Origin of the sequence: Pseudoflavonifractor phocaeensis (assembly GCF_038439875.1) — a bacterium.
Taxonomy (GTDB): Bacteria; Bacillota; Clostridia; order Oscillospirales; family Oscillospiraceae; genus Vermiculatibacterium.
Genome location: NZ_JBCDMT010000003.1, coordinates 452,322 through 472,624, shown reverse-complemented (window position 1 = coordinate 472,624; position 20,303 = coordinate 452,322). Strand labels below are relative to the sequence as shown.

The window sequence follows — 20,303 nt, the reverse complement described above, 5'->3', positions numbered from 1 at the left end:
GCCGCCGTGGCCGAGGAACAATCGAAAAAGATCCCCCTGTGGCGCTCCCTCCAGACCAAGTACGCCATGACCTACATCGTGGTCATCGCCGCCGTGCTGATCCTCCTCAACACCTACCCCATCCTGGTCTCCCAGGACTTGGTGTTCAAGTCCAAGCAGAACTCCCTGCAAAGCCAGGCCGCCGTCATCGCCTCCACCCTGGCCGGCCCCGAGGGGCTGAGCCAGGAGGGGGTGGGCCGGGTCATGGAGGTGCTGGGGGACACGGGGCTGAGCCGGGTCCTGGTCACCGACCCCGCCGGGGTGGTGCTCTACGACAGCTCTCCCGCCTCGGGGGCGGTGGGCCGCTACGCTCTTTTGGGGGAGATCACCTCCTCCCTCCGGGGGAACGACACCTTCCGCTCCGACTATACCGGGGGGGCCTTCCACAGCCGGGCGGCCACCCCCGTGGTCTACCGGGGCATGACGGTGGGGGCGGTCTACGTGGACGAATATGACGCCGACCAGGGCAAGCTGCTGGTGGGCATCCAGCAGACCCTGCGCACCATCTCCCTGGTCATCGCCGCCGTCACCCTGGCCCTGTCCTTCGTCTTTTCCAAGGCCCTCACCCGGCGGATCGCCGAGCTTCTCCGGGCCATCCGCATCGTCCGGGCGGGGGAGTACAGCCATCGGGTCCAGATGGGGGGCGGGGACGAGCTGAGCCAGATGGCGGAGGAGTTCAACGAGCTCACCGGCCGCCTCCAGACCACGGAGGAGGTCCGCCGCCGCTTCGTGTCCGACGCCTCCCACGAGCTCAAGACCCCCCTGGCCTCCATCCGGCTCCTCACCGACTCCATCCTCCAGAACGGGGACATCGACCCCGGCACCGTCCGGGAGTTCGTGGGGGACATCGGGGAGGAGTCCGAGCGGCTCCAGCGCATCACGGAAAAGCTCCTCACCCTCACCCGGCTGGACGCCGCCGCCCCCGTGAACACCGAGCCGGTGGACGTGGAGGAGGTGGCCCGGCGGGTGGAGCACATGCTGGAGCCCCTGGCCCGGGCGGTGGACGTGTCCATCACCCTGGACCTGGCCCCCGGGCTCTATATCCGGTGCACCCGGGACGACCTCTATCAGATCATTTTCAACCTGGTGGAAAACGCGGTGAAATACAACCTCCCCGGCGGCCGGGTCCTCATCACGGCCCGGCCCGAGCTGGACCGGGCCGTCCTCACGGTGGAGGACACCGGCGTGGGCATCCCCCAGGAGGATCTGGCCAAGATCTTCGACCGCTTCTACCGGGTGGACAAGGCCCGCTCCCGGGCCGCGGGCGGCACGGGCCTGGGTCTGTCCATCGTTCAGGACACCGCCCGCCGCCACGGCGGCACGGTGAAGGCCCAGCGGCGGGAGCCGGAGGGCACCTGCTTCACCGTCACGTTCCCGCTGTGCCGGGGGGAGGGGAGCGTATGAAAAAACGGATTTCCGCCCTGCTGCTGGCCCTCCTGCTCCTCTGCGCCGGATGTGCCCAGGGGGACGGGGGGAGCAGGGAGGGGGAGTACAGCGTCTATTTCCCCACCCACCAGGGCCGGGAGGACGGCGCCGCCCTGGACAGCGAGACACGGGCCCTCCCCGCCGGGCGGGGGGCGGTGGACGGCCTGCTGCGCCTGCTGCTCTCCGGCCCGGAGAGCCCGGAGCTGGCCTCCCCCTTCCCCAGAGGCACCACCCTCCGGGGCTGGCGGGTGGAGGAGGGGGTGGCCTTCGTGGACCTGTCCGAGGCCTACGGGGGGCTTTCCGGGGTGGACCTGTCCCTGGCGGACGGGTGCATCGTGCTGACCCTGTGCCAGCTGGAGAGCGTGGAGGCCGTCTACCTGACGGTGGAGGGCTGCCCCCGGCCCTTCCGGGACCAGATGCTCCGCGCCTCCGACCTGGTGCTGGACAACGGCGAGGGAGGACCCTCGGAGCTGGAGGCGGAGCTGTGGTTCCCCAGCGGACAAGTCCTGTCCCGGGAGAGCCGCACCCTCCGGCTGGAGGTGGGGGACGACCGCCTGGTGGCCGCTCTCCAGGCCCTCCTGGCCGGGCCGGAGACCGCCGGGCTCTCCCCCGTGTGCCCCGAGGGGACCCGCCTGCTCTCCCTGGAGCGGGAAAAGGGCCGCCTGGTGGTGGACCTCAGCGAGGAGTGGATGAAGGGGGAGCAGACCGCCCAGCGGCTCTACGCCGTGGTGGATACTCTGGCCGCCCTGGAGCCGGGAGTCCAGGTGTCCTTCCGGGTGGAGGGGCAGGATTTGGAGCAGTTTGGGGAGACCGACCTCTCCCTGCCCCTGACGGCTGACCCCGTGCCCGATCCGTCCCAAAGTCCTTGACAACCGCCCTCCCGCCGACTAAAATAAACCAAACGTTCCAAGAGAAAGGAAGAGCGCCCATGTCCGACCATCAGCGCGGCACAGACTGCATCCACGCCGGGTATACCCCCGCCAACGGGGAGCCCCGGAACATCCCCATCGTCCAGTCCACCACCTTCCGCTACGCCACCGGGGAGGCCATGGGGGCCCTCTTCGACCTGGAGGCGGAGGGGTATTTCTACACCCGGCTGCAAAACCCCACCAACGACCGGGTGGCCGCCAAGATCGCCGCCCTGGAGGGCGGCACCGCCGCCATGCTCACCTCCTCGGGCCAGGCGGCCAACTTCTACGCCATCTTCAACATCGCCTCCTGCGGCGACCACGTGGTGGCCTCCACCGCCATCTACGGCGGAACCTTCAACCTCTTCCACGTGACCATGAAGCGCATGGGCATCGAGTTCACCTTCGTGGACCCGGACTGCACCGAGGAGGAGCTGAACGCCGCCTTCCGGCCGAGCACCAAGGCGGTGTTCGGAGAGACCATCGCCAACCCGGCCCTGACGGTGCTGGACATTGAGAAGTTCGCCAGGGCCGCCCACGCCCACGGGGTGCCCCTCATCGTGGACAACACCTTCCCCACCCCGGTGAACTGCCGGCCCTTCGAGTGGGGGGCGGACATCGTGACCCACTCCACCACCAAGTACATGGACGGCCACGCCAACGCCGTGGGGGGCGCCATCGTGGACAGCGGGAAGTTTGACTGGACGAAGTACCCCGACAAGTTCCCCGGCCTGTGCACCCCCGACGAGAGCTACCACGGGGTGACCTACACCGAGCGGTTCGGGCTGGCGGGGGCCTTCATCACCAAGTGCACCGCCCAGCTCATGCGGGACTTCGGCTCCATCCCCTCCCCCCAGAACGCCTACTATCTGAACATCGGGCTGGAGACCCTGGCCCTGCGGATGCCCCGCCACTGCGAAAACGCCCTGGCGGTGGCCAAGTTCCTGAAAAACCACCCCAAGGTGAGCTGGGTCAAGTACCCCGGATTGGAGGGGGACGCCCACTACGACCTGGCCCGGAAGTATATGCCCCAGGGCACCTGCGGCGTGGTCTCCTTCGGGGTGAAGGGGGGACGGGAGGCGGCCTCCAGGTTCATGGCGGGACTCAAGCTGGCCTCCATCGCCACCCACGTGGCCGACGCCAAGACCTGCGTGCTCCACCCGGCCTCCACCACCCACCGGCAGATGACCGACGAGGAGCTGGCGGCGGCGGGGGTCTCCCCCGACCTGGTGCGGTTCTCCGTGGGCATCGAGGATATCCGGGACATCTTGGCCGACGTGGAGAAGGCGCTGGAACAGGCGTAAAACAGAATAAAAGAGCCGCGGGGAAAGTTTCCCCGCGGCTCTTTTTTTGGTTATCGAGTGGGCATCTGGAAGTCCCGAAGGGCCTCGTTGAGGAAGTCGTTGAGGGGCTTCATGGCCAGGAAGCGCTCCACGGCGTAGGGGACGAAGTCCCCCTCCAGGAGGAGGGCGTCGGGGACGGGGTCCTCGATGTACCAGCTTTTATACTTGAGGTACTCCGCCTGGGGGTGGGCCGGGTCGAAGCCCTTGGGCACGTTTTTGAGGGCGGAGCCGCCGACGGGGAAGGGCTGGGCGGTCAAAATGTCCCCCCACGCCGCCCCGTGGGCGGCGATGTGGTCCCGGACCAGGGCGGTGGCGTTGGAGAACATGTCGGCGAAGAGCCCGCCCCCCAGGAAGGAGCGGTCCCCGGGGCGGAATAGCCCACGGGGATGGGCAGCTTGCCCTGGGGACCGATGTGGGCCCGGAAGGAGGGGTTATAGGGGGATTTGCCCTTGCTGAACCGGGTGTCCCGGTTCAGCTTGAAGGTGAGGGCGGCGGGCTCCGTCAGGGGGATGGCGCCGTCCCGGGCGCTCAGCTCCAGGTTGAGCCGGCGCACCAGATCCTCGAAGTCCCCCTTGGCCCGCTGGTATTCGGCCTTGTGGCTGTGGAACCATTCGGGGTCGTTGTGCTGTTCCAGCTGGGAGAGGAAATCCAGCATAGCGCTCAGGCTCATACCGTCCCCTCCCCTCTCACTGCGGCGGAGAAGCTCTGGGAGGCCACCAGCTGCCTCAGCCAGGCGGAGACCCGCTCCGGGGAGCGGTAGGCGGGGAAGGCGGCAAAGATCTGGGACATCTGGTCCAGCTCCTCCATGGCGTCGGCGCACTGGACGATCTCCTCGTACCGGCACGGGGGGAGGGCCTGGAAGGACAGGCGGGCCGGGTCCAGCCGGTGGGTGGCGATGGCGTAGTTGGTCCGCCGGGCGCAGGAACATTTGCCGGTGCCGCTCAGGCCGCAGTACTCGGCCAGGAAGGCGGACATCTTGGCCCGGGCCCGGGAGAGCCGCTGGCGGTATGCCTCGGGGGTCAGGTCCAGCACTTGGGCGGCCGTCCGGCTGTCCAGGCGGAACATGGTGCCCAGGATATAGGCGCACCGGCTGTCCGGGTCCAGGCATTGGAGCATGACGTTGGCACAGGAGAGCTTCAGCTCCCGCTCCAGCAGAGATTGGTCCACCCCGCCGCTCAGGTCGGGGACGTCCCTTTCCCGGCCTGAGGCGATGTCCTCGCCGTAGGCCTCGAAGCTGAGGGGATGCTGGGCGAACATGCCCTTGCGGTAGTCCTTCAGGTGGTTGGCCGCCACCCGGAACACCCAGGTGGAGAAGGCGCTCTCCCCCCGGAAGGAGGACAGGCGGGTCATCACCTTGATGAGGATCTCCTGGGCGGCGTCCTCCGCGTCGGGGACGGTGCCCAGCATCCGCAGGGACAGGTTGAAAACCATGTCCTGCACGCCGGACAAAAGGGATTCCAGGGCGTTCTGGTCGCCGGAGACCGCCGCCTGGAGCAGGGCCGTTTCTTCGGTTCGATTCATATGTTTGCACCTCCTGTTTGATTGGACGGCCCGGGCGGCCCCTTTGTGACAGAAAAAGAGGAAAAATTCTTTTTTCATTATAAGGCATGGGGGAGAAAAGGGAAAGGGGCTCCGGCGGGGGAAGGGGGGCGGAGCGCTGGCCTCGATCCGGTGGGCCGGGGATAGGAAAACGGCATGGCTTTGAAAAGCCATGCCGTTTTCCGCGTGGGCCGGGGTGGGAGCGTTACCGCTTCCGCCAGGTGGGGCAGCCGTAGATGATGCAGCGCCGTCTCCAGCCCATTACGATGCAGAAGAGGGCCAGAAGGAGCAGGAAGGCCATGGCCAGCAGGACGAAGCGGTAGCTGCCCGTCAGGTCGTAGACGAAGCCGTAGGCGGGGATGAGAAGGATGGAGGCCAGGGGCGCGCCCATGGAGACCTTGGCGTAGATCTTCTCATAGTCCTGCTGCCCGTAAAATTTCAGGGTGAGGATGGGGGCGAGGACCATGATGCCGGAGCTGGTGAGGCCGTGGAGGAAGGTGGAGAGGGCGAAGAGGGGGAAGCGGCCGCCGCTGAGGAGAAAGCCCGCCACGGCGGCGAGCCCGGCGGCGAGGACGCCATAGCAGGTCTTTAAAACGCCGATCCGGTCGCTGATCATCCCGATGGCGATGGAGCCCACGGCGCTGCCCACGGAGGCGAAGGCCAGGGCGGCGCCGGTGCGCTGGAGGGAGTAGCCCAAAATGCCGCTGTAGGTGGGGATGTGCTGGGCAAACACCCCCACCCCCGTGAAGGAGATCATAAAGAGGAGAAGCAGGTAAAAGGAGGAGGAGCGCAGGGCGGTCTGCTCATCTACGTTTACCTGGTCCTCGGGGCAGCTGCGCCTGTCCGCCCCAGCGGGGGGCTGATCCGCCCCGTAGGGGGAGAGCCCCCGATCCTGGGGGCGGTTGCGGAGGAAGAGCAGGATGGACAGCGCTATGGCGGCCAGGGCGGCGCAGCCCAAGGTGAGGTAGGCCCTCCGCCACCCGCTTTGGGCGATGAGGCGGGAGGCGAGGGGCTGGAACACCGCGCCGAACACTCCCACGAAGGCCATCTGGAGCCCCAGCATCAGCCCCGTGTTCCTGGCGAACCAGCGGTTGATGAGGATGGGGCCCAGCAGGGTGGCCAGGATGGTGGCCCCCATGGCGTAGGGGATGCCCAGCAGGTACCAGCCGAACACGCTGTCCATCCATCCGAAACCGGCGAAGGAGAGGCATTGCAGCAGGGCGCCCGCCAGGGCCACGGCCCGGATGTCGTACCGGTTGATGAGCCTGCCCGCCGCGGGGAGCCAGACCACCGTGACGACGGAGGTGATGCTGAGGTAGATGGACAGGCTGCCGATCCCCACCTCCAGCTCGGCGGCCACGGGGGAGAGGAACAGGGCGGAGACGGTGTTGAGCCCGCCTCCGGCAAAGCCCCGGATGAGGATGACCCCCAGCAGAATGATCCACGCGCCATGCGGCTTTCTCTTTTTCATCCCGTGCCCCTTTCCTGGGTTTTCGCTTATTATGGGCCCCGCCGGGCCTGTTTATGTGCGGCCGCGGGGGGCACGGACGAATAGAACGCCCGGCGGAGTAGATACTGAAAGGAAAGGGAGGGATCAGCATGGCGAAAAAATTGGAGGGAAAGACGGCTCTGGTGACCTCGGCCACCCGTGGCATCGGCCTGGCCTGCGCCCTGGCGCTGGCGCGGGAGGGGGCGAAGGTGGCCATGGGGGTCCGGCGGCTGGAGGCGGCCCAGGAGATCTGCGACAGCCACCGGGCGGAGGGCTGGGAGCTCTTTCCCGTGTATTTCGACGCGCTCCGGAAGGAGAGCTATGCCGCCATGGTGGACGCCGCCGCGGAGCGGACAGGGGGGATCGACATCCTGGTGAACAACTTCGGCATGGGCCTGCCAGCCGAGGATCTGGACGTGGTCAGAGGTTCGGAGGAGGCCTTTTTCCGCATCCTGGAGCTGAACCTGGGGAGCGTCTACCGGGTCAGCAGGCTGGTGATCCCCCACATGCGGAAGCGCGGGGGCGGCAGCATCGTCAATATATCCTCCATCGGCGGGCTCATCCCCGATGTGACCCGGACCGGCTACGGGGTGTCCAAGGCCGCCATCAACAACCTGACCTGTCAGATCGCCCTGCAGTTCGCCCGGGACGGCATCCGCTGCAACGCCGTCCTGCCGGGCCTCACCGCCACCGACGCGGCCTTGGACAACATGCCGGAGGAGTTCATCCGCTCCTTTTTGTCCCACGTGCCGCTGAACCGGATGGGGAGGCCGGAGGACATCGCCGGCGCGGTGCTCTTTCTCGCCGGAGACGACGCCTCCTATATCACCGGCCACATCCTGGACGTGGCGGGGGGCTACGGCCTGGGCACGCCCCAATATGCCGACGTGATCCGGCGGCAGGGGAGCGGGACCTGACGGGACGGACCGGGCGAACCGCCGGGGAGGCGGCCCCGCTGTGGGGCCGCTTTTCTTTTGCCTTTTACGGCCTTTGCGGCGCCTGCGCCGGGCGACGGATTTCGACAATTCCTTGAGGCGGTAGGGGCGGTGGTCCTGGCGGAGCGTTCGCTTTCTTTCACTGGGGCTCTGAAATGAACGCAGATTCAGTAAAACTGAATCTGCGTTCATTTCATCGAAATTGCTTTTTTGGAATTCTGTCCTATAATGAGTAAATGTAAGGGGAAACAGGATAATAATTGGCTAAGTTTTACAATAAATAAAAATTAATTAGTTGGACTTAAAGGTTTTATTTCAGAAAAACTGATTATAGATGGGGGAACTGGAAATGCAGGATGTGTATATTGTAGCGGCCAACCGCACGGCTTTCGGCAAGATGGGGGGCGTCCTGCGGGAGGTCCGGCCCGACGCGCTGGCCTGCGCCGTGCTCCAGGATATCCTGCCCCGGGGCGGCGTTGCCGCGGAGCAGGTGGACGAGGTGATCCTGGGACAGACCCGCCAGAGCGCGGAGGCGGCCAATATCGCCCGGTACGCCGCCCTGCTGGCCGGCTATCCCGAGCGCGTCCCCGCCTATACGGTGATGCAGCAATGCTCCTCCGCCATGCAGGCCATCCAGAACGCCGCCAACGAGATCGCCCTGGGCCAGGCCGGCGTCATCGCAGCCGGCGGGGTGGAGAGCATGAGCATGGCCCCCTTCTATCTGAAGGGCGGCCGGTATGGGCTGGGGGTAGGTAACCGGATCTTCGCCGACCCGGTGACGGAGGGCTCGGTGAACTCCCAGCCGGTGCCAATCTACGGAGCCTTCGGCACGGGAGACACGGCGGAGAATGTGGCGGAGCAATACGGCATCTCCCGGGAGGATCAGGACGCCTTCGCCTTCCAGAGCCAGAGCCGGTATCAGGCGGCGCTGGAGGCGGGGAAGTTCCAGGCGGAGATCGTGGCCGTCCCGGTCCCCCAGAAAAAGGGGGAGCCCGTCCTTTTTGACAGGGACGAGTCCCCACGGCTGACCCCGCTGGAAAAGCTGGCCCAGCTGAAGCCGGTTTTCCGGGAGGGCGGGACGGTGACGGCCGCCAATTCCTGCCCCCGGAGCGACGGGGCGGCGGCGGTGCTGCTGGCGGGAGAGAAGGCCGTCAAAGAGCTGGGCCTCACGCCGATGGGCCGTATCGTGGGCCAGGCCTCGGCGGGGGTGGATCCCCGGATCATGGGGATCGGGCCGATCCCGGCCGCCGGGCTGGCCCTGAAGCGGACGGGGCTGTCCATGGAGGACATGGGCCTTGTGGAGCTCAACGAGGCCTTCGCCGCCCAAAGCCTGGCCTGCATCCGGGAGCTGGGGATGGACCCCCGGCGGGTGAACGTCAACGGCGGAGCCATCGCCATCGGCCACCCCAACGGGGCCACCGGGGCCCGGCTGGTGGGGACCCTGCTTTACGAGATGGCCCGGCGGGGCGTGCGCTACGGCCTGGCCACCCTGTGCGTGGGGGGCGGCATGGGCAGCGCGGTGATCGTGGAACGGGTATGAGAGAGAGGAAAGGGCGGAGCGGAGATGGGAATGACGAAACCGCTGGAAGGGATCAAGGTCGTTGAGCTGAGTACATACGTGGCGGTGCCCGCCTGCGGCAGGATGCTGGCGGACATGGGCGCGCGGGTGGTCAAGGTGGAGAGCCCCAAGGGGGACGTGTGGCGCATCCACGGAGCCAACAACGGCATCCGGTCCGACGAGGGGGAGAACCCCCTGTTCGACCTCTTCAACTCGGGCAAGGAGTGCATCGCCCTGGATCTGAAGAACCCATCCGGGATGGAGGCGTTCCACCGCCTGCTGGGGGAGGCCGACGTGTTCCTGAGCAACACCCGCATGAAGTCCCTGGTAAAGCTGGGGCTGGGGTGGGAGGAGATGCACAGGCGCTATCCCGGTCTTGTATACGCCACCCTCAGCGGCTTTGGGGAAAAGGGGCCGGAGGCCCAGTCCCCCGGCTTCGACAGCGTGGCCTTTTGGGCCAAGACCGGCTTCCTGGCGGATATGACGGTGCGGGGGGAGAACAGCGTCCCGGTGCAGCACCCCACCAGCGTGGGGGATACCGCCACGGGGGCCTTGCTCCTGGGCGGGATCCTGGCGGCCCTGCTCCAGCGGGAAAAGACGGGGCGGGGAGAGCGGATCAGCACTTCCCTGTACAGCGCGGCCATCTGGTATATGGGCTGCATGGTCATCATGGCCCAGGACAAGTACGGGCTGACCTACCCCAAGAGCCGGGAGGAGGGGGGCGCGTTCCGGGCCCAGTTCCGCTGCGCCGACGGGGAGTGGATCATGGTCATGATCCTGGACGAGGCCAAGTACGCACAGGCCTATTTCGAGGCGCTGGGCCGCGGCGACCTGCTGTCCGACCCCCGGTTTGCCACGGTGCAGGCCCGCAGAAGCTCCAAGCGGGAGCTGTTCCAGGTGGTGGAGCCCATCTTTGCCCGGCGGACCAGCGGAGAGTGGCTGGCGGAGCTGGAAAAGCGGGACATCCCCTGCACCCGGCTCAACCACTTCCGGGATATCGCCGGCAGTGAGCAGGCCTGGGTCAACCAATATATCGAATACGAGGATTTTCCCGACGGCGGCAGGGCCGTGGTCCCCTGCCCGCCCATCCGGTTCGGGGAGGAGGTCTGCCACACCGCCCCCGCCGGGCTGCTGGGGGAGGACACGGTGCGGGTGCTGGAGCGCCTCCACTATTCCGAGGCCGAGATCCGGGGCTTTTTGGACCAGGGGGCGGCCCTGGGGCATCTGAGAGGGGGCGGAGCATGAAAAACGCGGTGGGGAGAGAGCTCCCCTCATACATAGAGGGCTACGGCCCGGTGCGGCCCTTCGCGGGGGCCCATGCCCCGGCGGGGCGGCCGGAACGGGCGGCCAGGCCGGCGGGCGGGCGGCGGAGCGGCGGCAAGCTGCTGCCGTCCATCGAGGAGGCCATCAAGCGGACGGGCCTGCGGGACGGCATGACGGTCTCCTTCCACCACCATCTGCGCAACGGGGACCGGGTGACGGTCCTGGTGATGGAGGCCATCGCCCGGCTGGGGCTCAAGGATATCCGGGTGGCGGCCTCCGGCCTCTTTGCCTGCCACGATCCCCTGGCGGAGCTGATCGACCGGGGCGTGATCACCGGCATGACCTTCAGCACCATCTCCCGGGGAAAGGTGGCCCAGGCCATCAGCGGGGGGCGGCTGAAACAGCCGGCCGTCCTCATGACCCACGGGGGCCGGGCCCGGTCCATCGCGGCGGGGGAGCTCCACATCGACGTGGCCTTTATCGCGGCGCCCTCCTGCGACGAGGAGGGGAACGCCAGCGGCCGGACGGGGCCGTCGGCCTGCGGCATGCTCTCTTACGCCTGCGCGGACGCCCGGTATGCCGACCAGGTTGTGGTGGTGACCGACACCCTGGAGCCCTACCCCCTGCATCCCGCCCAGATCTGCCAGACGGACGTGGACTGGGTGGTGCGGGTGGACGCCATCGGGGACCCCGGCGGCATCGCCTACGGGCCCACCCGGGTCTCCGCGGACCCCGAAAGCCTGTCCGTGGCCCGGTCCGCGGCGGAGCTGCTGCGGGCGGCGGGGTACATCAAGCCGGGGATGTCCCTTCAGACCGGAGCGGGCGGCATCTCCCTGGCGGTGGCCGGGGAGGTGGGGCGGATCATGGAGGCGGAGGGGGTCACAGGCAGCTTTGCCCTGGGCGGGATCACGGCGCCGCTGGTGGACATGCTCCACCGGGGGCTGTTCCGGGCCCTGCTGGACACCCAGTGCTTTGACGCCGCCGCCATCCGCTCCGTGGCGGAGGACGGAGACCACGTGGTCATCAGCGCCGAACAATACGCCGACCCCGCCGCCAAGAGCTGCGCGGTGGAGCGGCTGGACATCATGATCCTGGGGGCCACGGAGCTGGATCTGGATTTCAACCTGAACGTCATCACGGGCTCGGACGGGGCCATCATGAGCGCCGCCGGGGGCAACAGCGATTGCGCCGCCGGGGCCAAGGTCGCCGTGGTGGTGTCCAAGCTGGTGAAGGGGGGCTACTGCCTGGTGCGGGACCGGGTCACTACGGTGACCACGCCGGGGGAGACCGTGGACGTGCTGGTGACGGATTTGGGCATCGCCGTCAACCCCAGACGGGGAGACCTATTGGAGAAGCTGCGCCGGGCGGACATCGAGACGGTGGATATCGCCCGGCTGAAGGAGCTGGGGGAGGAGCGGGCGGACCGGAAAGCCCGCCCCCGGCTGGGAGACCGGATCGTGGGCGTGGTAGAGTATAGGGATGGATCCGTGATCGATGTGGTCCGGCAGAAGCTGGACGGCACGGAAGCATAAGAGAGGAGGAACGCTGTGGAAATCGCTGTTTTGGGCGCGGGGTTCATGGGCGGCGGCATCGCCCAGGTCTGCGCGGGGGCGGGACACCGGGTCCGGCTCTGGGACCAGACCCAGGCCTTGGCGGAGCGCGGCCTGGAGGCCATAGCCAAGAGCCTGGACAAACGGGTGGCCAAGGGGAAGGAGACCCGGGCGCGCGCGGAGGAGGTCCTGGGCCGCGTCACGCCGGTGGACGACCTGGAGAGGGCGGCCCGGGGGACGGACTGGATCGTGGAGGTCATCCTGGAGGACCGGGACATCAAGAAAGGGCTCCTGAGTGAGGCGGAGCGCTGCTGCGGGGAGGGGACCCTGATCTCCAGCAACACCTCCTCCATCCCCATCACCCAGCTGGCCGAGGCCCTCCAAAGACCGGAACGGTTCCTGGGGACCCACTTTTTCAGCCCCGTGCCGGCCATGAGGCTGGTGGAGATCATCCGCGGGGAGCGCACCGCCCCCGAAGCGGCGGAGCGGGCCAGGGAGATCATCTCCGGCATCGGCAAGACCGGCGTGCTGGTGAAGGACAGCCCCGGGTTTCTGGTCAACCGGATCAACTACGCCCTGCGCATGGAGGCCTACCGCTGCCTGGAGGAGGGCATCGCCAGCGTGGAGGATATCGACACCGCTTTGAAGCTGGGGCTGAACCACCCCATGGGCCCCTTCGAGCTCAACGATATGACCGGCCTGGACGTGGGCCTGGCCGGCCTGGAGACCCTGTACCGGGCCACGGGGGAGGAGCGCTGGCGGCCCACCGGCCGGGTGCGGCGCCTGGTGGAGGCCGGGGAGCTGGGCCGCAAGAGCGGCAAGGGCTGGTACGACTACACGGACGGGGAGAAAAAAGCCCGGCGGGACCTGGCGTGAACAGGGTCCCTGCCGGGAGAGAAAGGGAGGATGGACGCCATGGATTACGCGATGGAATCCCTGCGGCTCCACGAGCGGTGGGGCGGAAAGATCGAGGTGGCCGTCAAGGCGCCGCTTCGGACCGAGGAGGACCTGTCCCTGGCCTACACGCCGGGGGTGGCCCAGCCCTGTCTGGAGATCCGGCGGGACCCGGACCGAAGCTATGACCTGACCCTGCGCCACAATCTCTGCGCGGTGATCACCGACGGCTCCGCCGTGCTGGGGCTGGGGAACATCGGCCCGGAGGCCGGCATGCCGGTCATGGAGGGGAAATGCGCCCTCTTCAAGACCTTCGGAGGGGTGGACGCCATCCCGCTGTGCGTCAGGACCCAGGACGTGGACGAGTTCGTGCGCACGGTGGAGCTCCTGGCCGGCAGCTTCGGGGGGATCAATCTGGAGGACATCTCCGCCCCCCGCTGTTTCGAGATCGAGCGGAAGCTGAAAGCGGTGTGCGACATCCCCATTTTCCACGACGATCAGCACGGCACGGCGGTGGTCACCCTGGCGGGGCTGCTGAACGCCCTGAAGGTGACGGGGAAGGACAAGAGCGTGCGCATCGTCACCTCGGGGGCGGGGGCCGCCGGCGTGGCCATCGTGAAGCTGCTCCTCTCCGCGGGCTTTTCCAATATCGTCATGTGCGACCGGGAAGGGGCCATCTGCAAGGGCTGCGGGGACATGAGCTGGATCAAAAAAGAGATGGCCGAGGTGACGAACCTCGACCATCGAAAGGGCTCCCTGGCGGACATGCTGGCGGGCGCCGACGTGTTCATCGGCATCTCCGCCCCCAATCTGGTGACGGCCGATATGGTGAGGACCATGAACAAAGACGCCATCCTGTTCGCCTGCGCCAACCCCACGCCGGAGATCTACCCGGAGGAGGCCAGGGCGGGCGGGGCCGCCGTGATCGCCACGGGGCGCAGCGACTTCCCCAACCAAATCAACAACGTGCTGGCCTTTCCTGGCATCTTCCGGGGGGCCTTCGACGTGAGGGCCGGAGATATCAACGAGGAGATGAAGATGGCGGCCGCCCTGGCTCTGGCGGACCTGGTCTCCGAAGAGGAGCTGGGGCCGGAGCATATCATCCCCAAGGCCTTCGACCCCCGGGTGGCCCCGGCGGTGGCGAAAGCGGTGGCCGAGGCGGCCCGGAGGAGCGGCGCCGCCCGGCTGTGACCGGCCGGGGGGTCACTCGGGGGTATACGGGGTGGTCTTATAATAGTCCCTGGCGATGGAGATGAGGAATTCCTCGGGAGTCGTCAGGCGGGCTTTGGGCCGGTAGACCGCCAGCAGGTCCCAGGAGACGGGCGGGTCCAGCTTGAAGTAGACGGCCTGGTCGGTGTAGGTGGCGTAAAACTGGGGGACGAAGGAGATGCCGAACCCCTGCCGGGACAGGCTGTTGATGGTCTGCATGCTGGAGGTCTCAAAGGAGACCTTGGGGGTAAAGCCCGCGTCGGCGAACATCTTGTCCTCGATGGTCCGCAGGGTGGAGCCGTGGCCCATGAGCATGAACTCATCGTCCTTGAATTGGGAGAGGCTGACAGTGGCATAGTCACCGTAAGGGTAGCTGTCGGCCAGGCCGGCCATGGGGTGGGAGCGGGGGATGACGATCAGGAACCGCTCGGTGACCATATGCCGGACCGCCACGGCGCTGTCGTCGAAGCCGGAGGTCAGGAAGCCCAGGTCCACCTTGCCCTGGACGATCTGGTCCACGATGGCACGGACGGAGTCCTCCACCAGGGAGATCTTGATGTTGGGGTATTTTGCGTTGAAGACCGGGAAGATCTGGGCAAACATGATGGTCCCCCGGCCGGGGGTGATGCCCACGGTAAGGGTGCTGCTGACCTGGTTGGCGATCATGCTGATCTCGGTGTAGGCCTTCCGGCGCAGGTCGATGACCTCTTTGGCCATGTCGAGGTAGATGTTGCCCGCCGGGGTGGGGTTCCAGCCGTTTTTCCCCCGGGTGAAGAGCTTGGTGCGCAAACTCTGCTCCAGCTTGGCGATGGACTGGCTCAGGGCGCTGGGGGAGACAAAGAGCCGCTCGGCGGCCCGGAACAGGCTGCGCTCCTCCGCCAGGGTCAAAACGTACTCCAGCTGACGTGTATCCACCGGACATCCCACCCATCCGATTTAGATTATGTGATACCATGATAGCAGAAACTTCAGGGAGAATCAACCGGCCGCCCGCCGGAGCGCGGGCGGGGCAATGACAGGAATGGACGGATCGAAAAAAGGAAAGGAAGTTATCACATGTTAAAGAAATGGACGTCTCTCCTTCTCGTGTCGGCAATGGCTCTGTCCCTCACCGCCTGCGGCGGCCCGAAGGAGCCGGAGGGGCCGGACGCCTCCGGCGCCGGGTCCGGCCAGGTCACGGCGGACCCCAAGTACCCCGCCAGCGGGGTGCTGACCTCGGTCATCGCCTACACCGCGGGCGGCACCTCCGACAACATCGTGCGCAAGCTCTCCGCCCTCATGGCGGAAGAGCTGAAATGCAGCTCCAACTGCGTCAACGTCACCGGCGGCTCGGCCTCCGTGGCGGGGATGAAGGTGCTGGAGGAGGGGAAGCAGGGGGACATGGCCCTGGGGTACCTTCTGCCCGCCGCAAGCTCCTGGGATGTTCTGGGCTATCTGGAGGGCAGCACATGGTCGGACTGGTACTCTTTCGCGGCGGTCCAGTCCCCCTTCTGCTTCAGCGTATCCAAGAATTCCGGCTATACCACCATCGAGGAGGTCTTTGACGCGGCCAAGGCGGCGCCGGGGCAGATGAAATGGGGGAACGCCGGCATCGGCAGCGCCATCCACCTCTCCGGGCAAATGCTGCTGGACGCCGTGGACGTGGACGCCATCGCCGTGCCTTACAGCGGCGGCAGAGAGGCGGCCACCAACGTGATGGCGGGGGAGATCGACTGGGTCTGGGCCAGCGTGGGAGACGTGAAGGACCTGCTGGAGAGCGGCGACCTGGTGTGCCTGGGCACGGTGAACACCCAGGAGATGGAGATCGACCGGGTGGACGGCACGTCCTACCAGGTGCCCTCCCTGTTTGACGCCTACCCCGAGGCCGCCGCAAACGCCGCCGCCCTGGGCTACTACGGCATGGCCCTGCCCAGGACCACGGAGGCCAGCCAGCTTCTGGCGTTCCAGGCGGCCTTTGACAAGGCGGTCAACTCCGACGAGTTCAAGGAGTACGCCGAGAGCCTGGGGATGATCCCCGTGTGCATCCACGGCGAGGAGATGGACAAAATGATGGCCCAGGCGGAATCCCTGTACGCCTGGACGCTGTATGACCAAAACCTGGCCGCCAAGGGGAAGAATCCGGCGGATATGGGGATCCCCTCCATTGCGGATTTCGATTACAGCAAGCTGGATCTGAGCAAGGTGAACCCCTGGCCCCAGGGCTGAGGAGACCGCCCGCGGAGCGCCGGAGCCTCCGGCGCTCTGCGGGCCCCTTGAACGAAAAACGCTGATCCACCTTGTGGGGAAGGGATGGCTGACGTGTCAAAATTAAATTGGAAAAACAGCATAGAGGGGCTGGTCATCACGGCCCTGGGCCTCATGATGCTCGCCCTGGCCCTGAGCATCGAGAACAACCCGGTGAGCCTGGACATCGGATGGGTCAATCTGTTCGCCCAGGCAAAGTTCACCCCCACCATCGCGGCGGCGGCGGTCCTCATCCTGGGGATCCTGCTCACCGTCAAACAGCTGAAGGGGACCCACGCCAGCGCCCATATCTCCAAGGAGGAGCTGAAACGGCTGGCGGTGATCCTGCCGCTGATCGCGGGATACCTGCTGGCGGTCTACTTCAGCAATTTCACGGTGCCCACCATCGTCTATACGGTGGCGATCCTGTTTTATCTGAACGTGAAAAAGAAGAGCCCCTGGAAGCTGGCCCTGATCTGCGGGATCTATGTGTTTGTGGCCCTTATCGTCCTGCCGAAGCTGATCGGGCTGCGTCTGCCCTGATGGAGGTGTTGAAATGTCTGGTTTGATGGCGGAGTGGTCCTACCTCGGCACCACGATTGGCAATATCCTGACCTCCGCGCCCACGCTCCTCTACCTGTGCGGAGGGGTGATTTTGGGCTATATCATCGGCGTCATCCCCGGCCTGGGGGCCACCATGGGCATGGCCCTGGTGCTGGGCGTGATCTTCCGCCTGCCCCAGGTGGAAGGGCTGGCGCTGCTGATCGGGATCCTGGTCTCCTCCATGAGCTCGGGGGGCATCACCGCCTCCCTGGCCAATATCCCTGGCACCTCCGCCGCGGCCGCCACGGTCATGGACGGATATCCCATGACCAAGAAGGGGCGGGGGCGGGAGGCCTGCGGCTACGCCTATGTCTCCTCCTGCATCGGCTCCATCCTGGCCATGATCCTGGTGTTCTTCATCCAGCCCTTCATCGCGGCGGTGGCGCTGAAATTCGGCAACTGGGAGACCTTCCTCTTCTGCCTGTTCGGGGTGATGCTCTGCGGCTCCCTGGTGGGGGGAGACCCCATCCGGGGCTGGGTCTCCGCCTTCGTGGGGATCTTTGTCTCCATGTGCGGGGCCGAGGCGGTCCAGTCGGTGGTCCGGTACAATTTCGGCACCACCAAGCTCCTGGGGGGCGTGAGCTCCGTGGTGGCCATCCTGGCCCTTTTCGGACTGGGGGAGGTCATCTACACGCTGAGCAGGCCCACGGAGATCCGGGTAAAGGCGGAGTCGGGCTTTCCCATTGTCCGCATCCCGGTTTTCCTGAAAAACATCCCCAATATCATCCGTTCCCTGCTGGCGGGGCTCTGGGTGGGCTTCATTCCCGGCATCGGGGAGTCGGCGGCCTGCTGGTTCTCCTATGATCTGGCCAGAAAGCAGGAGAAGAACGGCAAGGACTTCGGCACCGGCGTCCCCGAGGGCATCATCGCGGCGGAGGTGGCCAACAACGCCTCCAGCGTGGGGGCCCTCATCCCCAGCCTGGCCCTGGGCATCCCGGGAAGCGGCTCCACGGCGGTGTTCATCGCGGCCCTCTTCCTCATTGGCTACCGCCCCGGACCCACCCTGATGACGGACTCTCCCGGCGTGCTGTGCGCCATCACGGTGCTCTTCATCCTGGCGGCGCTGGTGATGATGGTGGCGGGGTACTTCCTCAGCCGCTTCGCCATCCGGTTCCTGACCCTGGAGGAATCCCTGCTGATGCCGCTGATCGCCATCTTCTGCGCCATCGGCGCCTTTGCCACCACCTACACCAAGTTCAGCCTGATCCTTTTGCTGGTATTCGGCGTCCTGGGCTATCTCATGAAGGTGTTCGGCTACCCCATTCCCCCGATGCTGCTGGGGCTGCTGGTGGGCAATACCATGGACACCGCCCTGCGCCGGGCCATGATCCAGTACAGCAACGACCCCCTGGCCATGGTCACCCGCCCCTTCGGCATCGCCATCTTCGTGTTCCTGCTCATCATGCTCTACTTCAGTGTGCGCACCACCAAATCCACGAAGTCTTCGTCCAAAATGGCGGAGAAAATGGAGGAGGAGCGTAAGGCGGAATTCACCTCAGAGGAGGACGGCGGAAAGCCCTGAGCGGAGCGGTCCGGCAATTCCATAAAAATGATAAAGAGGCCGGGAAATCTATGATTTCCCGGCCTCTTTATTGTGAAAAAACGGCTCAAAGCGCTCCCTGTTTTTCCCGGGCCTTGATGGCCTTCTTGTTCTGATACATGGCGTCGTCCGCCCGCTTGAACACGTTGGCAAAGACCAGGTCCACGCTGGGGTCGTAGACGGCGATGCCCCGGGCAATGGAGAGGCGGCTGTCCGGGCGGGCAGTCTCGTTGTGCTCCGCCATGTCCCGCTCGAAATGCTCCAGCAGCGCCGGATAGCTCTCCAGATCGCCGTTTTCCAGGATCACGGCGAACTCATCCCCGCCGATGCGGTAGACGGGGCTGCGCTTGAAGGTCTTGCAGATCAGGCGGCAGGCGTCCACGATCAGCATGTCGCCGAAGTCGTGGCCGTAGGTGTCGTTGACGTGCTTGAGGCCGTTGATGTCCAGCACCACCACTGCGAATTCCGGAAGGCCCGTGCGCATCCGGTCCTCCATCTGGCGCTCCGCCTCCTGGTAGGCGGTCTTGTTTTTGACCCCGGTCATGGGGTCCCGGTAGGCCAGGCCGTTGATGTAGCTGATGTACTGCTGCAAATGCTCCACCGTCTTCTGGAAGCTGTCCGCCAGGGCCCCCACCTCGTCCTTGGTCTGGGTGCTGATGGATACGGACAGGTCACCGTCGGCGATTTTTTTCGCCGCCTGGTTGAGCTCTTTCAGCGGGCGCACCAGTCGCCGGGTGAAAACCAGGGTCAGGGCCACGGAGAGGGCGCTGACCAGCAGGAGGGCCACGCAGCTTTGCAGGATCAGGCCGTTGCGTCCGGCGTCGATCTCCTTGACCGGGGCGGTGACGGCCAGGCGCATCCCGTTGCGCAGGGTGCGGAAGGCCAGCTCCCGCTTTTCCCCGTTCCGCTCATAGGCGAACAGGGCGCTGCCGGAGGTCCCGTTCTCCAGCTCGGCCACCACGGGCAGGAGGCTTTTGTCCGCGGCGGCCATGGGCGTGCCCAGGGAGATGTCCTTGTGGTACATCACGGTCCCCTGACCGTCGGCCAGGAAGGCGTATCCGCTGTCGTAGAGCCGGATGCTCCCTACCATATCCTCGATGACGCCGAAATCAATGTCCATGCCCACCACGCCCACGGTCTGGTTGTCCCGGTAGAGGGGGATCACGTAGGAGATCATCTGTACGTTCAGATTTTGGTTGAAATAGGGGGACATCCAGATGGCCTGCCCGTTTTTCACGGGGATGTAATACCAGCCCACGTGCTCCACGTCCGAGGGGCTGTACCCGGAAAAATCGGTGGGGGTAAGCTGCTGAAAGGTGCCGCTGCGCTCCGTTTTGCTCCACAGCAGGCCGGAGGTGGGCGGGGTGAGCTCCGGGTTGAAGCGGACATAGACCGCCAGGGCGCCCTCGGTGTTACCGGCGGCGTTTACCGCCACCGATTCCAGCTTCCGGGTGTATTCCTCCAGATAGTCGGGATCTGTTTTCAGCCGCTCCACGCTCTCCAGCCGGTCCAGCGTGTAGATGGACAGGGTCTTGACCGACTGCTCGATGCGGGTGAGAAGGCCGTTCAGCTCTGCGGATTTTTCCTCACACAGCAGGTTCATGATCTTGGCGGAATCCCCATCCACCACCTGCTGGGCGTTCAGGATGCCCGCCCCGCCGATGACCACCGAGGAGAGCAGGACGCAGCCCAGAATCAGCGCGATGAATTTGGTTTGGATCGACTTCATAAAGTGTACCTCACAATCGAGCGGCCGTGATGTGGGCCGCAGCCGGTACTTTTCCG

18 protein-coding genes are annotated in these 20,303 nt (G+C 66.1%); 12 read left to right on the top strand and 6 right to left on the bottom strand.

Annotation, left to right across the window (positions count from 1 at the left end; genetic code table 11):
• The first annotated feature begins 6 nt into the window (after positions 1–6).
• From AAEU42_RS06905 to AAEU42_RS06895, 3 genes are read left to right on the top strand one after another with little or no spacing between them, the layout of a single operon-like run.
• On the top strand, positions 7–1,443 hold the full coding sequence (locus tag AAEU42_RS06905; RefSeq protein WP_342232798.1) for a sensor histidine kinase: 1,437 nt from the start codon (positions 7–9) through the stop codon (positions 1,441–1,443).
• On the top strand, positions 1,440–2,333 hold the full coding sequence (locus AAEU42_RS06900; protein WP_342232797.1) for a GerMN domain-containing protein: 894 nt from the start codon (positions 1,440–1,442) through the stop codon (positions 2,331–2,333). Before AAEU42_RS06905 ends, AAEU42_RS06900 begins: the two co-directional genes overlap by 4 nt.
• 59 nt (positions 2,334–2,392) lie before the next feature.
• On the top strand, positions 2,393–3,676 hold the full coding sequence (locus AAEU42_RS06895; protein ID WP_342232796.1) for an O-acetylhomoserine aminocarboxypropyltransferase/cysteine synthase family protein: 1,284 nt from the start codon (positions 2,393–2,395) through the stop codon (positions 3,674–3,676).
• A gap of 50 nt (positions 3,677–3,726) precedes the next feature.
• Here AAEU42_RS06895 and AAEU42_RS06890 read toward each other — a convergent pair whose 3' ends face one another.
• The 4 genes from AAEU42_RS06890 to AAEU42_RS06875 form a co-directional block, all read right to left on the bottom strand.
• Positions 3,727–4,041: a DUF2461 family protein gene (locus AAEU42_RS06890; RefSeq protein ID WP_342232795.1), complete on the bottom strand. Its 315-nt coding sequence runs from the start codon at positions 4,039–4,041 to the stop codon at positions 3,727–3,729.
• The gene (locus AAEU42_RS06885; RefSeq protein ID WP_342232794.1) at positions 3,969–4,385 is read right to left on the bottom strand and encodes a DUF2461 family protein; all 417 of its coding nucleotides are present in this window, start codon (positions 4,383–4,385) and stop codon (positions 3,969–3,971) included. Before AAEU42_RS06885 ends, AAEU42_RS06890 begins: the two co-directional genes overlap by 73 nt.
• Positions 4,382–5,236 carry an RNA polymerase sigma factor gene (locus AAEU42_RS06880; protein ID WP_342232793.1) on the bottom strand — a complete coding sequence of 285 codons (855 nt, stop codon included), beginning with the start codon at positions 5,234–5,236 and terminating at the stop codon, positions 4,382–4,384. Before AAEU42_RS06880 ends, AAEU42_RS06885 begins: the two co-directional genes overlap by 4 nt.
• A gap of 223 nt (positions 5,237–5,459) precedes the next feature.
• Positions 5,460–6,725, bottom strand: coding sequence for an MFS transporter (locus AAEU42_RS06875; protein ID WP_342232792.1), 1,266 nt, complete (start codon positions 6,723–6,725; stop codon positions 5,460–5,462).
• A 128-nt stretch (positions 6,726–6,853) separates the two neighbouring features.
• Here AAEU42_RS06875 and hdhA point away from each other — a divergent pair, with 128 nt between their 5' ends.
• The 6 genes from hdhA to AAEU42_RS06845 all read left to right on the top strand — a co-directional run bounded on the left by hdhA (position 6,854) and on the right by AAEU42_RS06845 (position 14,134).
• Positions 6,854–7,660, top strand: a complete 807-nt coding sequence (gene hdhA / locus AAEU42_RS06870) for a 7alpha-hydroxysteroid dehydrogenase (RefSeq protein WP_342232791.1) — start codon at positions 6,854–6,856, stop codon at positions 7,658–7,660.
• Between the two features lie 352 nt (positions 7,661–8,012).
• Positions 8,013–9,218 carry a thiolase family protein gene (locus AAEU42_RS06865; protein ID WP_342232790.1) on the top strand — a complete coding sequence of 402 codons (1,206 nt, stop codon included), beginning with the start codon at positions 8,013–8,015 and terminating at the stop codon, positions 9,216–9,218.
• 30 nt (positions 9,219–9,248) lie between these two features.
• Complete coding sequence (locus tag AAEU42_RS06860; RefSeq protein ID WP_342232789.1) at positions 9,249–10,481, top strand: CaiB/BaiF CoA transferase family protein; 1,233 nt, start codon at positions 9,249–9,251, stop codon at positions 10,479–10,481.
• Positions 10,478–12,031: a citrate lyase subunit alpha gene (gene citF / locus AAEU42_RS06855; protein WP_342232788.1), complete on the top strand. Its 1,554-nt coding sequence runs from the start codon at positions 10,478–10,480 to the stop codon at positions 12,029–12,031. The genes AAEU42_RS06860 and citF overlap by 4 nt, the downstream gene beginning before the upstream one ends.
• A gap of 15 nt (positions 12,032–12,046) precedes the next feature.
• A complete protein-coding gene (locus tag AAEU42_RS06850; protein ID WP_342232787.1) occupies positions 12,047–12,925 on the top strand; it encodes a 3-hydroxyacyl-CoA dehydrogenase family protein in 879 nt (292 codons plus the stop codon).
• Between the two features lie 39 nt (positions 12,926–12,964).
• Positions 12,965–14,134 (top strand): NAD(P)-dependent malic enzyme, encoded by a 1,170-nt coding sequence (locus tag AAEU42_RS06845; protein WP_342232786.1) that lies wholly within the window; start codon positions 12,965–12,967, stop codon positions 14,132–14,134.
• 12 nt (positions 14,135–14,146) lie between these two features.
• On the opposite strand, the gene AAEU42_RS06840 is transcribed toward AAEU42_RS06845, so the two are convergent.
• Complete coding sequence (locus AAEU42_RS06840; protein ID WP_342232785.1) at positions 14,147–15,067, bottom strand: LysR family transcriptional regulator; 921 nt, start codon at positions 15,065–15,067, stop codon at positions 14,147–14,149.
• A gap of 141 nt (positions 15,068–15,208) precedes the next feature.
• Between AAEU42_RS06840 and AAEU42_RS06835 the strand changes: the two genes are divergently transcribed.
• The 3 genes from AAEU42_RS06835 (at position 15,209) to AAEU42_RS06825 (ending at position 18,500) form a co-directional block, all read left to right on the top strand.
• Positions 15,209–16,357: a tripartite tricarboxylate transporter substrate-binding protein gene (locus AAEU42_RS06835; protein ID WP_342232784.1), complete on the top strand. Its 1,149-nt coding sequence runs from the start codon at positions 15,209–15,211 to the stop codon at positions 16,355–16,357.
• Positions 16,358–16,450: 93 nt separating this feature from the next.
• Positions 16,451–16,918: a tripartite tricarboxylate transporter TctB family protein gene (locus tag AAEU42_RS06830; RefSeq protein WP_342232783.1), complete on the top strand. Its 468-nt coding sequence runs from the start codon at positions 16,451–16,453 to the stop codon at positions 16,916–16,918.
• A 13-nt stretch (positions 16,919–16,931) separates the two neighbouring features.
• Positions 16,932–18,500, top strand: a complete 1,569-nt coding sequence (locus AAEU42_RS06825; RefSeq protein WP_342232782.1) for a tripartite tricarboxylate transporter permease — start codon at positions 16,932–16,934, stop codon at positions 18,498–18,500.
• Positions 18,501–18,585: 85 nt separating this feature from the next.
• Here the strand turns inward: AAEU42_RS06825 and AAEU42_RS06820 are convergent, their stop codons facing one another.
• Positions 18,586–20,247: a sensor domain-containing diguanylate cyclase gene (locus AAEU42_RS06820; protein ID WP_342232781.1), complete on the bottom strand. Its 1,662-nt coding sequence runs from the start codon at positions 20,245–20,247 to the stop codon at positions 18,586–18,588.
• Between the last annotated feature and the right edge of the window lie 56 nt (positions 20,248–20,303).

Excerpts from the sequence above, each read along its gene's own strand:
- AAEU42_RS06885 (WP_342232794.1), bottom strand. The coding sequence starts at position 4,385 with ATGAGCCTGAGCGCTATGCTGGATTTCCTCTCCCAGCTGGAACAGCAC.
- hdhA (WP_342232791.1), top strand. The coding sequence starts at position 6,854 with ATGGCGAAAAAATTGGAGGGAAAGACGGCTCTGGTGACCTCGGCCACC.
- AAEU42_RS06825 (WP_342232782.1), top strand. The coding sequence starts at position 16,932 with ATGTCTGGTTTGATGGCGGAGTGGTCCTACCTCGGCACCACGATTGGC.
- AAEU42_RS06835 (WP_342232784.1), top strand. The coding sequence starts at position 15,209 with ATGTTAAAGAAATGGACGTCTCTCCTTCTCGTGTCGGCAATGGCTCTG.
- AAEU42_RS06890 (WP_342232795.1), bottom strand. The coding sequence starts at position 4,041 with ATGTTCTCCAACGCCACCGCCCTGGTCCGGGACCACATCGCCGCCCAC.
- citF (WP_342232788.1), top strand. The coding sequence starts at position 10,478 with ATGAAAAACGCGGTGGGGAGAGAGCTCCCCTCATACATAGAGGGCTAC.
- AAEU42_RS06900 (WP_342232797.1), top strand. The coding sequence starts at position 1,440 with ATGAAAAAACGGATTTCCGCCCTGCTGCTGGCCCTCCTGCTCCTCTGC.
- AAEU42_RS06875 (WP_342232792.1), bottom strand. The coding sequence starts at position 6,725 with ATGAAAAAGAGAAAGCCGCATGGCGCGTGGATCATTCTGCTGGGGGTC.
- AAEU42_RS06865 (WP_342232790.1), top strand. The coding sequence starts at position 8,013 with ATGGGGGAACTGGAAATGCAGGATGTGTATATTGTAGCGGCCAACCGC.
- AAEU42_RS06880 (WP_342232793.1), bottom strand. The coding sequence starts at position 5,236 with ATGAATCGAACCGAAGAAACGGCCCTGCTCCAGGCGGCGGTCTCCGGC.
- AAEU42_RS06895 (WP_342232796.1), top strand. The coding sequence starts at position 2,393 with ATGTCCGACCATCAGCGCGGCACAGACTGCATCCACGCCGGGTATACC.
- AAEU42_RS06820 (WP_342232781.1), bottom strand. The coding sequence starts at position 20,247 with ATGAAGTCGATCCAAACCAAATTCATCGCGCTGATTCTGGGCTGCGTC.
- AAEU42_RS06860 (WP_342232789.1), top strand. The coding sequence starts at position 9,249 with ATGACGAAACCGCTGGAAGGGATCAAGGTCGTTGAGCTGAGTACATAC.
- AAEU42_RS06845 (WP_342232786.1), top strand. The coding sequence starts at position 12,965 with ATGGATTACGCGATGGAATCCCTGCGGCTCCACGAGCGGTGGGGCGGA.